Here is a 12,467-nt window from a genome sequence, read left to right on the forward strand (position 1 = left end):
GGCCGGGCGGCCGCCGCCGGCGCGCAGTGGCTGGTCCCAGCCGAGGGCGTTCCCAACGAGATCCTCGTGCATCTCGGCATCCGCGAACTGGCCGGGCTTCCCGTGATCGACCCCGGCGGGCTGGCCGTCGCACAGGCCGAGCACCTGGTCCGGTTGCGCGCCCTGCGCATCACCGCCCGCCCGGGCGCCGGGTACTGGTATCGGCGGCCGCCGCCCGCCCTGGTCGAGCACGTCGAGCGGGCGCTGGGCCACCCAGCCGGCACCGGAGCGGGCCGATGAGCGGGCCGCTGGTGTACCGGCCGCGCCGGTTGCGCCGCACCGCGGCGCTGCGCCGCCTGATGACCGCCACCCACATCCCGGCCGGCAACCTGGTCCAGCCCCTGTTCGTCGGGGAGGCGCTGGAGGAGCCGCAGCCGATCACCGCGATGCCCGGCGTGGTCGTGCACACCCGCGAGAGCCTGCGCAAAGCCGCCGCGGCGGCGGCCCACGCTGGAATCGGCGGTCTGATGCTCTTCGGAGTCCCCGCCCCTGGCCGCAAGGACGCCCACGGCAGCCAGGCGTGGGCGGCCGACGGGATCACCCAGCTGGCGCTCGCCGACGTGGTCGCCGAGGTGGGCCAGGACGTGGTGGTGTTCGGAGACGTCAATCTCGACGAGTGCACCGACCATGGCCACGTCGGCATCCTCGGCGACGACGGCGACGTGGACAACGACGCCACCCTTGAGGCCTACGCCCAGGTCGCCGTCGCTCAAGCGCAAGCGGGCGCGCACGTGGTGGCCCCCAGCGGCATGATGGACGGCCAGGTCGCCGCGATTCGTGCCGCCCTCGACGAGGCCGGCTACCTTCACACGCCGATCCTCGCCTACGCCGCCAAGTACGCCTCAGCCTTCTACGGCCCGTTCCGCATCGCCACCGCGTCTTCCTTGGTCGGCGACCGCGCCTCCTACCAACAGTCTCCGGCGGGCTCGGCGAGTGAGGCGCTGCGCGAGGTGAGCCTTGATGTGGCGCAGGGCGCGGATGCCGTCATGGTCAAACCCGCCTTGCCCTACCTCGATATCGTCCGGGCGGTCCGCGACCAGGTCGATGTGCCCGTCGCGGCCTACCAGACCTCCGGCGAGTACGCGCTGATCGAAGCGGCTGCGGCGCATGGCTGGATCGATCGCGGCAAGGCGATCCACGAGACCCTGCTGGCGATCCGCCGCGCCGGGGCAGAGTTCGTCATCACCTACTGGGCCACCGAGGTCGCTCGTCAGGCCGGTGCCTGATGTCCACACGCCTTCGGCAGACGCCCGCCTGTTCCCTGGCGATTCCCACGGACGGATGCTTCAGATGACCTATTTCCTTCCTTTTCCCGCCGATCCGGATGACGGCCGCTCCGAGGGTGCGGCGGCCGTCCCCGCTGAACACCTGCTGAGCTTTGATCAGCTGACGCCGCTGCGGCCAGCCGATGACTTTGAGCCCTGCTCCGTCGTCGCCGACATGGTCGGCGGGGGAGAGCAGATGGTCGCCGCCGTCACGCGCATCTGCCAGCGCCTGGCCGACACGGCCCGCCCTCAGGTCGCCGTCCTGAAGCGCGGCGGCGTGCGAGTCGATCTGGGCGACGATCTCGGCGAGCGACGGCGGTGGGTGGTCTGCCACAAGCTGCTGCGGGAGCTGAGCCTGGTGGGGTGGCACGTCACGGTCGATGAGGCGCGGCTCCTGGTGCTGGGCTGGAGTGCCGCCCAACTTGAGCACCGGCTCCGGGTCCTGCAGCTGGCGCTGGGCTCGCTGCAGCAGGTGGCCGGGACCATCGGAGTCGCGGTTGCGTACGCCGAACAGCACCAGGAGCAGTTTCCGCACTGTGTCCGGGAGGAGGCCATCGCCTCCGTGCTCGACCGCCTGCAGCGCGAGCATCTGCGGTGGCCGGTCCGGCTGGCCGAGTTGGACGGGCTGCCGCGCATCTCCCGGCACCACACGATGCAGCGGCAGCTGCGCGCCTCGGTGATGCTGGAAGAGCGGCTCCGGACGGCCTGCGCCTGGCACGTTCAGGTCGCCGGGCTGGCCATCGAGGCGATGTGGCGGGGGCTGACCGAGCAGGGCCTGCGCGGTGAGTCGGCGCGCGGGGCGGCGATCGAGCGGCTCCGCAACACCCTTCTCCCTGACCAGCCACCCCGGGCTGCGGGCCCGGCCGCTCCGGGGATCCTGTGATGGCCTGGCTGCCGTTGATCGCGGCGATCGTGGTGGAGGTAGCGGCCAGTAGCGTTCTGAAGCTGGCCACGAGCTCCGGCAGCTCGGGGCCGCTGTACACCGCGGCAGCGCTCGGCGGCGTACTGGGCTCCTACCTGCTGCTGGCCTGGGCGCTGCGGCTGGGACTGGACATCAGCTTGGCGTACGCGCTGTGGTCGGGCGCGGGCACCGCGGCGATCGCCGTCCTGGGCGCCGTGCTGTTCGGCGAGCACCTCAGCGCGATCAAGTCGCTCGCCCTCGCGCTGATCATCGCAGGTGTCGTGCTGTTGCCGCTGGCGGACCGTACCGTCACGGCGGTCGTGCGGCCGACGCCCGCTTCGGCCGCTTCCACGCAGGCGCAGACCTTGGTCGGTTCGCTGCGCGACCTCGGGCACGCGCTGGCCGAGCTGCCCGCGTTGGCGCCTGCCGCCGCAGGTCAGAGAAGAACGGGAGCATTGCGGTGATCGTCGAGGCCGGGTCTGTGGCACCGGCACATCGTGCAACAGCACCCGCGCCGCCACCGAGCGGCGCTCGGATGGTGCTGCTGGTCGCACTGGCCTCGGCGGCGATGCTCGTGACGATGGCCGACATGGTCGGCGCGACAGTAGCCATTGCCGTCCTGGCCAAGCCGCCGCCGGTCGACTCGGTCGTGGTGCGTGACGCGCTGGCGCACACCCTCGGCTTGGCGAGCTGGCCGTGGCTGGCCACGGCGTTCTTGGTTCCGTTCGCGGCGTTTTTGGGTGTCGGCGGCCAGCTGGCCGACCGGCTCGGCCACCGTTTTGTGCTGGGCTGCGGGTTGGCGATCTTCGCGGGCTCGACGGCCGCCCTGCTGGCCGCGCCCGGCTGGCTGCTGATGCTGGCCGGGCGGGCAGCGCAGGCAGGCGGTGCCGCGCTGATGATCCCGGCCTCGCTGGGCTTGCTGTTGACGCACCTGCCGGCTGGGCGCCGCCGGGTGGGGATCGGCTGGTGGACGGGGGCCGGCGGGCTGGGCGCGGTGCTGCTCCAGAGCGGCGGGGGAGTGCTGGCCTCGACCTGGGGCTGGCGAGCGTTGTTCATGCCGGGCTTGGCGCTGGCGGCCGTGGTGGTGTGCCTGTTGCCGATGCTGCCGCGAGATCGCCACGGCACCGGCGGACGGCCGGACGTGCCCGGCGCGGCGCTGCTGGCTCTCGGCGTCGGCGCCGTGGTGCTGATCATCTGCCAGGGTGCCGCGTGGGGGTGGACCTCTCGCCGGATCCTGGCGGTCGCCGTGGTGGCGGTGGTCGGGCTCGGCGGTGCGCTGCTGCGTGGCCAGGCCCATCCGCATCCGGCCATGCCGGTGCAGCTGTGGCGGTACGGCGGCGTGCGCTGGGGCTGGTTCATGTCGGCGCTGTACGGCCTGTTGTCCACCCCAATCGTCGTCTTCGGCCCGAGCTACCTCTCGGCGGCGGGGTTGGGCGGCTGGCGCTCCTGTATTGTGCTGGCGCCGATCTCGGCGGCGGTGCTGCTGGGCGGGCCCCTGACGGGGGCCGCCAGCCGACGGTGGGGGCCTTCGACGCTCGCCTACATCGGCGCTGTCATGGTCATCGCGTTCGGTGCGGTGCTGGCCTGGGCCTTACGGGGGCATGCTGAGGCGCTCGCGTCGCCGGCATTGGTGTCGCTGGCCGGGCTGGGGCTGGGACTGGGGGTGTTGTCGGCGGTGGCGGCCGCATCCGGCAGCCAGACAACGCTGCCCGGTCAGGTCGCCGCTGCCAGCGCCGCGAGCATGACCATGCGCCAATGCGGCGGAGCTCTCGGCGTCGCCGGCGCCTCGGTCCTGCTGGAGCATCCGTTTCTGGGCGGCTCCGCGGCCGGCTACCACTCGATCTTGGCCGCCTGTCTGGCCGTAGCTGGGCTGTGCGGCGTGGCCGCCGTGATGCGGCCGCTGTGGCGGGCGTGGGTCAGGCGCCGTCAGACCGCGCCCACGGCCGCCGCCGACAGTGCGCAGCCAGCGACCAACGTGACCGTGGTGCCGCGTGAGGTCTTGGTACAGCTGCACCAGGCGCTGACCGAGGTCGCGCAGGCGGCCGACGCGTGGATGGACCAGCAGGACCGCGCTACCGCAGCGCCGCAGCCCGCTCCCTCATCGTTGGCGCCCTTGATGTCCGGCGGGTCGTTGTCGCCGGTGGCCACGGGCAGCATCGCCCGCCGCTGCGCATGTCACCCAGAACTGGATCCGCTGGAAGCGACGCTCCTGCATGCCGCGGGCACGGTCTCGCGGGCCCACCGCCCCATCCGCGAGCGAATCGCCGCCGTAGCACCCGCCGCCTTCTCAGGAGACGATCATGTCCGCTAGCCGTACGGCTCCTTCTCCCTCGCCCGCGCTCCTCACGCCTGTCACCCCTTGCGTCTACGACATGCCCGACTGTCCCCGCGCCGTCATCGGGAGCGAGCCGATCAGCCGTCGCCGCGCCGCCCTATTGATCTGCGACATGCAGCGCTACTTTTTACGGCCCTTCCCCCACGAGAGCGCACCTCTGGCTGACCTGCTGTCCAACGCAGTCGCGCTGCGCGAGGCATGCGCTGAACACCACATCCCGGTGCTGTACAGCCTCCAGCCGGGTGGACAACGGCGCGACCAGCTCGGACTGCGGTCGGAGGTGTGGGAACCCGAAATGCGCGCCGATCCCGCCGACACCGCGGTGCCCGCCGCGCTTACCCCGCGCCCGGGCGACCAGGTGATCCTCGGGCGGCACTACAGCGCCTTCCACGACACGCACCTGGCCCGTGTGTTGGCCGACCTGGACAGAGACCAACTGATCATCGTCGGAGTGCTCGCTCACATCCGGGTCCTCCACACCGCTGCCGGTGCCCGCATGCGCGACATCCAGCCGTTTGTCGTGGCCGACGGCGTGGCCGACGGCGACCGCCACCATCACCAGACGGCAGTCGATCACATCGCCGACACGCTCGGCCGCACCATGACCACACGGCACCTCATCACCGCGCTCAGTCAGCAGCGCCTGGCCCTCTCCAGCGTCTGACGGCGTGGCCCACCCGCTCCCAGTTCGCGGCCGGCCCGCATCCGGCACCTCACAGATCAAGGACATGTGATGACACCCACGCCCCTCACCTTCAGCAGCGATCCCGGAAGGGTCGCCGACGTCCTCGGTAGCCTTGACGGCTCCACCACGCGTTTCCTGTCCGCCCTGCTCGACGAGCCGCTTAAGGCGAAAGTGATGCTGCAGGCCCGGCGGCCCGCGGCGGGTGCCCTGCCCACGGCGGTCCTCTCCCGGATGCGCCCGGCCGCCGACGACATCGTGATCGTCCGCCGGTCTCAGCTGGTCGTGGCTGACACCGGAGCGGTGATCTCGGAGAACAAAGTTGTTCTCGATATCGGCCACCCCCTGATGGCCGATCTCGATCTTGGCACCGACATCCCGATCGGCTACCTGCTGTCAGAGGTCGAGCAACGCCGCGAGCTCCTGCAGCGGGGCGTGCGTCGGTGGTCGTGGGGAATGCCCGACCCATTCAGCACAACTCGGCCCAGCGCCTGGCGCTCGTACCTGATCGTCAACGGTGGCCGGCCCATCTGCTACATCGAAGAGGTCTTTCACCCCGACATCGTCGCGCCCGCCTCCCAGACCTACGGCCCCGGAGAGCACGACGAGCGGCTGCCCGTGGCCGTCGCCGGATGAACCTCTCATGTCCAACCGCTTGTCCCGCGAGCGTGCCCCTCACCACCACGTTCCGTCGTTCACACGCTCACAGAAAGACCCGCGTCCGTGACTATCACCTCCCCTCTCGCGCCTTCCTCGCGCCAGAGCACGCATCCGCCCGGTGATCGCACACCACCCACCAGCCGCCGGCCGGAGGCGACCTGGAGCCGGAAGGCGCCATCCCACCCGCATGCTGACAAGACCGAGGCCACGCCCCTGTGCGAGATGTCTTCCCCCGAGTGCACCGGCACCCGCGACTTCTACCTCATCGAACCCGGCGACACCCCCTCAGGCCGCAGGCCGCGCCTTCCCCGACTACGCAGCATCGATCCAGCCAAGCTCGACACAAGGCCCGGGCCGCCAGACCAGTGGGTTCGACTTGATACGCGCGACCCGTCAACACCCCTCGCGCCACCGCCCGCCCAGCGCGTCACCGACCGGCTCCGCCAGTTGGTGACGTATCTATGGGGCAGCGTTCCCGACGCCGCGGTGCCCGGCGAGGTGCTGTGTGAACGCGATCTGCGGCCCGGTCACGACGGCCTCACCCCGTACGCGGCGTTCACAACCGGAGGGCGCACGCACCACGTCTTCGTCGGCGGGCGCCCACCCCAGACCGACATTCGCGACCTGGCGGGGATCGTCCTGCTGTCCGGCGTGTGCCTGTTCTCCGCGAACGCCGCCTTTCTGCTCAGGGGCAAGCCCGCGACGCCGTGGCCGATCGCACACGCGCGCGAGGGGCGCAGAATCTCGCGCATCACCGGGCTGCGCGTCGACGACACCCTGACGATCCAGGAACAGGAGGGCACGCTGCGGCTGCCGGCCGTCAGCTCCGCCCTGGCTGCCGACATCTCGCCGCAGGTGCCGGTACGGCAGATCATCGACGTCCCGTGCGCCGCCACGATGCTCACCCTCCTGCAGCACACCTACACCGGAGACCTGTCGGCCAGGCTGCTAGGCCGATGGTGCGACCGCTATGTGGTCCCGCGGCATACCCGCGTGGCGGGCCTGCTGCAGCAGCGGCTGGAGCAGGCGCGGCCACCGGGGAGCCGGCCCGTGGAGGTGGAGGTCCGCGCGCCGATGCCGGCCCTGGCCGATTGCCTGCGCCGCACGCTCTTGGCCGGCCGCGTTCCCTCGCTGACGAGCCTGATCGATCTCGTCGCCGCCGAAGGCCCGCTCTGGGCGCGCCTGATCGACGTTGTCCGACCGGCCAGCCCCGGCGAACTGGCGGACCTCAGCTACCCGGCCGCCTCCCTGCAGGCCGCTCACCACGAGCCGGGCAGCCCCGCCCCGCTGGTGGTCATCGTGGACAACCCGCACGAGCACAAGATCCTGCGCTACGCCCGCACCTACGCCCGCGCCCTGGCCTGCGGCGACGACCCCGTCGCCATCGGCCCCATGATCGGCGTCTATCCGCTGCCGAGACTCTGGACCGCCGACCGCTCCGGGCGGCTGCACCACAACTTGTACGCGCACGACCCCGGCCGCCGCGCTGTCACCGCCGACGGGCGGCACATCGACCTGGCCGACCTGGCCGCCAACCTGTACGCACCGAAAGGACCGCAGTGAGCCCGCTGATGACCGGCCCAACCTTGCCGGACGCGCTACGTGGTGCGCCAGGACAGGACGGGATCGAAACACCGCTGCTGACGATCGACCTGCAGCAGATCCGGCGCAACCATCACGCGCTCACCAGCGCATTCGCTGACCTGGGCGCGCTGATGTACTACGCCGTCAAAGCCAACCCGGCCCCCGACATCCTGGCGACTCTGACGGCCGTCGGATGCCGCTTCGACATCGCCTCGCTCGATCCGTCCTCGGCTCCGGCACCTGTAACACCACCACCCTCCCGCCGCCGACCGACGACCCGGCGCGCCCCGATCCGTACGTGCGCGACCCCGATCACGTCTCCCTGCACGGGCGACATGCCTACGGACTTGCTGACGCTGGCCACTTCCCGCTACCCGTCGGTGAGGGCAGCGGGATGACGGTCCTGCAAGGCCGGTTGCTGCCGGACGGGCCGGGCCAGATCCGCCCTCTATGAGCTCGGTGCTTCGCGGCCGCATCATGCTGTTGCTGTCCGCCGCGGGATGGTCGCTGCTGCCACCTGCCAGCAAATCCGCTCTCGGCAGCGGCTTCGCCCCGCTCGATCTGCTGGCGGTCCAGTTGGCCACCGCAACGGCTGTCCTGGGCGTAGTCGTGTGGAGGCGCGGCGCGAGGCCGGTCCCGCCGATACGGCACACCCTGATGCGGGCGCTGTTAGAGCCGATCGGCAACGTCGGCTTGTTCTTGCTGGGGCTGGCGCATCTGACCGCGGCATATGGCTCGCTGCTGCTGACCTGTGAGGGCCTGCTCACCGCCGTCCTTGCTGTCGTGGTGTTGCATGAGCGCCTTGCCCCAAGGGCATGGGCGGGGCTCCTGGCCGGCGTTCCCGGCTTGTGGCTGCTGCTGGGCACTCCGACCAGCTTGTCGGTGTCCACCGGCAGCATGCTCGTCCTGGCCGGAGTGGCGTGCTCAGCCGCGTACGCGACGATGACCGCCCGCGCCATGCGCCAGGCCGTCGACGTGATCACCACCACCGCCGTCCAAGTCGCCCTCGCGCTGGCCATCAGCGCTCCTCTGGCCCTGGCCCTCAAGGCGCTCCATCCTGCACGGGACGTGCCGGCCCCGGCCGCGTGGATCGTCGCCATCGCCAGCGGACTGTTGTTGGCTGGCCCCACCCTGCTCTACAACAGCGCCTTGGCCTGCGTATCGGTCGGCGAGAGCGCCGTGATCTACCAATTGATTCCGGTCTTCGGCGCCGGGCTCGGCGTGCTGCTGCTCGGCGAAACGGTGAATGCCGTGCAGATCCTCGGGGCCGTGCTCACCCTCACTGGGGTACTGGCCGTGGTACTGGGTCAGCCCTCCGTGGGCACCACAGCCCCGCACACCGCTCGAAGGTGAAAGGACGCGACAGGGACGACATCCAGCGCAGCCCGGGGCCGCCGTCGTGATGGCCGCGCTCAGCGCGGGGGTGCGCCGTCTCGTCCCCACATGCCGTTGCCTCACGCGCCACGGGCGGGCCAACCAGTCCGTGGCGATCGTGTCCGAATCGGCCGCAGGTGTAGCTGCGAGAGGGTCAACGGAAAGGGGCTGAGGCGATGAACCGCGCTTTCAGGACTGGTCAGTGTCGTCCGCCTCAGCCTGGAGCTTGGCGAGCAGTTTGTTGACGGCCTGCCTGGTCATCCCGACCAGCCGGGCCACTTCGGCCTCGTTCAGCTGTCCGTCTTTCATTTCCTTGGGGTCTTGCCAGCCGGCGATGCGGGCAGTCATGGCAGCCCGTGCGGTGCGCTGGCGGGTCGCCTCCTCCAGCAACGCGTTGGTTCGCTGGCCCATCACGATTGCCTCGGCGCGCACCGCGTCACGCATCCGCCCTCGTTCGGCCGTCAGGTAGTCGGCGATGCCTACCAATGTCACCTGGTGATCGTGAGCGACGGTGGCTCGCCGAGCTCGCCGAGTTGGTCGTCGTCCAGATCGGGGCTGAGGTCGGGAGCGTCGGCCTGATGGGCGGCCAGCCAGGTGGCGGCCGGTTGCGCGGGGTAACCGGTCTGTGCCCGGACCGCAGCCGCACGCAGGCGCCGCAGGCCGTTACGGGCGTTGACCACACACGGGACGTATCTGTTCGGGCGACCGCGCCCGCTGCGAGTCGGTTTTCGGCAGGCGACCCATACCTAGTGGGGACCTCTCCTCTGCCGACGACGGGCCCGCTCGTATCCTGGACGCGATGACCACCTCCAGCACCTCTCGGCCCCGGGCGTGACTGCCGATGGCCAGGCCGCGTCCTTTACCGCGGCGGCTGCTTTCCACGCTCTCCAGCTCGCATGCGAGCAGACAGGGCTGAACTGGTCGGGCGCAACGCTCATCGGGCCCGTCGGCGACAACGGCGTCTTCAGGCTGCCGCTCGAACATGTCGTCGCCAGGGTGGCGTGGGGAATGCCGGCGCTGGCCACGGTTAAACGGGAGCTTCGCGTTGCCGAGTGGCTCGCTGAGCAGGATCTGCCAGCGGTCCGGCCAGCAGTTGCGGTCGGCGACCAGCCGGTGCTGGCGGACGACCGGCCGGTCACGTTCTGGGAGGAGATCCCCGGTCCACAGCAGGGACGGCCGGCCGATATCGGCGCGCTGCTGCGGCACCTGCACGCCCTTCCTGCCCCGCCCGACGGCATGCTGCCCGTGTTCGACCCGTTCTACCGCCAGGCCGACCACATTCACGACGCCGCCGGCCTTCATGAACGCGACCGGCGCTTCCTGCTGGACCTCCTTGAGGAGCTGCAGGCCGCCTACGCCGGCCTGCACTTCGCCCACGAGCCGCGTGCCATCCACGGCGACCCGCACAGGAAGAATCTTGTCCGCGCCGCCGACAGCCGTACCGTCATGCTCGACCTCGAACGGTTCGCCATCGGCCCCATCGAATGGGACCTGGTCGTCGTGGCGAACTACCACGTCGTCGGCTGGTACACCGCCGCCGAGTACGCCGCCTTCGTCGAGGCGTACGGCGCCGACATCACACAGTGGGAAGGCTTCGACGCGCTGGCGAAAGTGCGGCAGCTCAGGATGACGACATGGTTGGCCAGCCGCACCGGCCGCGAGCCTCGCCTGATACCTGAGGCTCATCTCCGCATCTCCACCTTGCGCGACGGGAGCGCCGCCAGGGCGTGGACGCCGGGAACATGACCCGCGTACGTCAACTTGCGCACCGTCGCAGAAGGTCGTGCCACTGTTCGCGAAAGCTGCCCACGGCCGCCGCCTTCTTCTCGTACGGCGTCAGGCGGCGGTTGAACCGGGTGACGTACGCGCGGACTCGCGCTGACCGGATGTGGCCGGCGCGTTCGAGCGCGGTACCGGCGACCAGGCACGCTTGTTCCACGTCTCGTTCAAGCGGCTTGCCGTCCAGGTGAGCGCCGGCGAGCGTCAGTTGCGCGAACACCCGGGAACGGGGGAAGCGGTCGCTGGATTCGCGCAACGTCAGCTGGGCGAACTCGATGGCGTCGCCCTTGTCGCCGAGGGCCGCGAACGAGTGACCGAACTCGTCGCACAGTTCGGCCCTGTCGAAGTAGGCGATCCAGTCAGGCTCGGCCTCGGGCCTGCCCTTGCCGTGGAAGCGTTCGGCTTCCCGTAATGCGGCGACGGCGTTGCGCCGGTCGCCGAGGCTGGCCAGCGCGCGCGCCTCCATCGCGCAGTACATGGCGTGCACGGTCGGCGTCGCCGCGTTCTGTGCGCCGAGCTTGGCCGCACGGGCGAACGCGACCGCGTCCCCGTACTCGCCCAGGAAGTTAGCCTGGTGGCTCAGCAACGCCCACACTTTGCCGGCCAGAGCGCGATCTCCGGCGACGTGCGCCAGGTTCAGCCCCTGCATGAAGTAGCGGCGCGCCAACCCGTGCAGGCCCGAGTCGTAAGCCATGGCGCCTACCTTGTACGTCATCACGGCGGCGGCAGCGAACAGCTCCCGTCCCACCGCGGCAACGTACTGGCCATGCAGTAGCTCGCTGACTTCGCCATGGAGGTACTGCACAGCGGTCTGACGGCGGTACTCGCCTCCGAAGCGATGGTCAAGATCCTCGAACAGGTGCGTGGTCAGCCGCACCCGTTCGACGTCGGCCTCGGTGACTTTCCGGGCACGTCCGCTGCGTCGCGGCGGTTTGGGCGGTACCGCGATCAGCCACAGTCCCATCGGAGACAGGAGCGTCTTCGCCGGCACGTCGTTCAGACGCAGCAGCGGCTCTCGTCCCAGATCCGCTTCCCAGAGCCTCCGGGTCGTGCGCAAGATCGTCTGCGGTGCAGGGGCGAAGTCCAGCCCGAACCCGGGAGCAATATCAGCCGCCGTGGCGGTCATGCCGATGTCGTCCAGCGTGACAACCCGCCCAAGTTCGCGGCCCAGCACGGACGCGATGAGGTGCGGCGTCTGCCCCCGGGGATGCATGCCCTCCAGCCACCGGGCGACATACACGTGGGTGTACGAGCCGGGCAGGCCGTGGGACAACGCAAGCTCACGCAGCTTTCCCGCGAGCTTTTTATTGGACATGCCCGCCTCGGCCATAAGGTCGGCCAATGCCCTGTTCGCGATCGCGTTCATGCCGTCCCTCCGCGACGTACCCCGGCTGCATTTCCTTTACAGAGCGTAAGGGCGCGAAGTGGGGCTTCAAAAGGACGCACCGAAAACAAAATTGAACGAAGTGAACCCCTTTTGAACCCCCCGGCGCGAAGTGAACCCGTTTTGAACACTGTCGTGGCGGTGATCTCCGAGCTTAGGTAGAGGGTATGGACAGCCGGTTGCCGAAAGGCACGGCGCGGCCAATAGCGCGAACACCGCTGACGACCGCGCTCCTTTACGCCTCATGGGGATGGCCGATCGCGGCCGGTACCCACGTCACCGCGAGCGGATGCTCATGCGGAGACGCCCTGTGCGGCGCACCGGGCCGCCACCCGCAGCGCCAGCAGAGGCCCAGCACCACTGGGTCGGTGCACTCCCCCTCATGTCACCCCGGAGGATCGGGCTTTCGATTGCCCTCCTCCCCTGGTCGTACAGTAGCGTGAGCCCCGCCATGAAGCAGTTCC

14 protein-coding genes are annotated in these 12,467 nt (G+C 70.2%); 11 read left to right on the forward strand and 3 right to left on the reverse strand.

Translation table 11 applies throughout. From position 1 onward, the window contains the following. The 10 genes from AB0J64_RS55150 to AB0J64_RS55195 form a co-directional block, all read left to right on the forward strand. On the forward strand, positions 1 to 279 hold a 279-nt coding region (locus AB0J64_RS55150), incomplete at its 5' end, for a hypothetical protein (protein WP_364046258.1). Beyond that, positions 276 to 1,265: a porphobilinogen synthase gene (gene hemB / locus AB0J64_RS55155; RefSeq protein WP_364046260.1), complete on the forward strand. Its 990-nt coding sequence runs from the start codon at positions 276 to 278 to the stop codon at positions 1,263 to 1,265. The genes AB0J64_RS55150 and hemB, both read left to right, overlap by 4 nt. 64 nt (positions 1,266 to 1,329) lie before the next feature. Beyond that, on the forward strand, positions 1,330 to 2,187 hold the full coding sequence (locus AB0J64_RS55160) for a hypothetical protein (protein WP_364046262.1): 858 nt from the start codon (positions 1,330 to 1,332) through the stop codon (positions 2,185 to 2,187). Then, positions 2,187 to 2,669, forward strand: a complete 483-nt coding sequence (locus tag AB0J64_RS55165) for a multidrug efflux SMR transporter (protein ID WP_364046264.1) — start codon at positions 2,187 to 2,189, stop codon at positions 2,667 to 2,669. The genes AB0J64_RS55160 and AB0J64_RS55165 overlap by 1 nt, the downstream gene beginning before the upstream one ends. A gap of 71 nt (positions 2,670 to 2,740) precedes the next feature. Next, positions 2,741 to 4,516: an MFS transporter gene (locus AB0J64_RS55170; RefSeq protein WP_364046266.1), complete on the forward strand. Its 1,776-nt coding sequence runs from the start codon at positions 2,741 to 2,743 to the stop codon at positions 4,514 to 4,516. Between the two features lie 61 nt (positions 4,517 to 4,577). Then, positions 4,578 to 5,204: an isochorismatase family protein gene (locus tag AB0J64_RS55175; protein ID WP_364046268.1), complete on the forward strand. Its 627-nt coding sequence runs from the start codon at positions 4,578 to 4,580 to the stop codon at positions 5,202 to 5,204. Between the two features lie 69 nt (positions 5,205 to 5,273). Beyond that, a complete protein-coding gene (locus AB0J64_RS55180) occupies positions 5,274 to 5,858 on the forward strand; it encodes a chorismate pyruvate-lyase family protein (RefSeq protein WP_364046270.1) in 585 nt (194 codons plus the stop codon). Positions 5,859 to 6,104: 246 nt separating this feature from the next. Then, on the forward strand, positions 6,105 to 7,445 hold the full coding sequence (locus AB0J64_RS55185) for a hypothetical protein (protein ID WP_364046272.1): 1,341 nt from the start codon (positions 6,105 to 6,107) through the stop codon (positions 7,443 to 7,445). Then, positions 7,442 to 7,864, forward strand: coding sequence for a hypothetical protein (locus AB0J64_RS55190; RefSeq protein WP_364046274.1), 423 nt, complete (start codon positions 7,442 to 7,444; stop codon positions 7,862 to 7,864). Before AB0J64_RS55185 ends, AB0J64_RS55190 begins: the two co-directional genes overlap by 4 nt. 52 nt (positions 7,865 to 7,916) lie before the next feature. Further along, complete coding sequence (locus tag AB0J64_RS55195; protein ID WP_364046276.1) at positions 7,917 to 8,819, forward strand: DMT family transporter; 903 nt, start codon at positions 7,917 to 7,919, stop codon at positions 8,817 to 8,819. A 210-nt stretch (positions 8,820 to 9,029) separates the two neighbouring features. Here the strand turns inward: AB0J64_RS55195 and AB0J64_RS55200 are convergent, their stop codons facing one another. Both AB0J64_RS55200 and AB0J64_RS55205 read right to left on the reverse strand, forming a co-directional pair. Beyond that, a complete protein-coding gene (locus tag AB0J64_RS55200; protein WP_364046278.1) occupies positions 9,030 to 9,332 on the reverse strand; it encodes a hypothetical protein in 303 nt (100 codons plus the stop codon). After that, positions 9,329 to 9,520: a hypothetical protein gene (locus AB0J64_RS55205; protein WP_364046280.1), complete on the reverse strand. Its 192-nt coding sequence runs from the start codon at positions 9,518 to 9,520 to the stop codon at positions 9,329 to 9,331. The genes AB0J64_RS55200 and AB0J64_RS55205 overlap by 4 nt, the downstream gene beginning before the upstream one ends. Positions 9,521 to 9,671: 151 nt before the next feature. On the opposite strand from AB0J64_RS55205, the gene AB0J64_RS55210 reads away from it, so the two are divergent. After that, complete coding sequence (locus AB0J64_RS55210; RefSeq protein WP_364046282.1) at positions 9,672 to 10,586, forward strand: aminoglycoside phosphotransferase family protein; 915 nt, start codon at positions 9,672 to 9,674, stop codon at positions 10,584 to 10,586. Between the two features lie 10 nt (positions 10,587 to 10,596). Here AB0J64_RS55210 and AB0J64_RS55215 read toward each other — a convergent pair whose 3' ends face one another. Then, positions 10,597 to 11,985 (reverse strand): hypothetical protein, encoded by a 1,389-nt coding sequence (locus AB0J64_RS55215; protein WP_364046284.1) that lies wholly within the window; start codon positions 11,983 to 11,985, stop codon positions 10,597 to 10,599. Positions 11,986 to 12,467: the final 482 nt, after the last annotated feature.

The organism is Nonomuraea sp. NPDC049695 (assembly GCF_040674955.1).
Lineage (GTDB): Bacteria > Actinomycetota > Actinomycetes > Streptosporangiales > Streptosporangiaceae > Nonomuraea > Nonomuraea helvata.

What these genes read in the sequence shown, in the direction of transcription:
- AB0J64_RS55180 (WP_364046270.1), top strand. Translation starts at nt 5,274, where the DNA reads ATGACACCCACGCCCCTCACCTTCAGCAGCGATCCCGGAAGGGTCGCC.
- AB0J64_RS55185 (WP_364046272.1), top strand. Translation starts at nt 6,105, where the DNA reads ATGTCTTCCCCCGAGTGCACCGGCACCCGCGACTTCTACCTCATCGAA.
- AB0J64_RS55175 (WP_364046268.1), top strand. Translation starts at nt 4,578, where the DNA reads ATGCCCGACTGTCCCCGCGCCGTCATCGGGAGCGAGCCGATCAGCCGT.
- AB0J64_RS55160 (WP_364046262.1), top strand. Translation starts at nt 1,330, where the DNA reads ATGACCTATTTCCTTCCTTTTCCCGCCGATCCGGATGACGGCCGCTCC.
- AB0J64_RS55215 (WP_364046284.1), bottom strand. Translation starts at nt 11,985, where the DNA reads ATGAACGCGATCGCGAACAGGGCATTGGCCGACCTTATGGCCGAGGCG.
- AB0J64_RS55195 (WP_364046276.1), top strand. Translation starts at nt 7,917, where the DNA reads ATGAGCTCGGTGCTTCGCGGCCGCATCATGCTGTTGCTGTCCGCCGCG.
- hemB (WP_364046260.1), top strand. Translation starts at nt 276, where the DNA reads ATGAGCGGGCCGCTGGTGTACCGGCCGCGCCGGTTGCGCCGCACCGCG.
- AB0J64_RS55170 (WP_364046266.1), top strand. Translation starts at nt 2,741, where the DNA reads ATGGTGCTGCTGGTCGCACTGGCCTCGGCGGCGATGCTCGTGACGATG.
- AB0J64_RS55165 (WP_364046264.1), top strand. Translation starts at nt 2,187, where the DNA reads ATGGCCTGGCTGCCGTTGATCGCGGCGATCGTGGTGGAGGTAGCGGCC.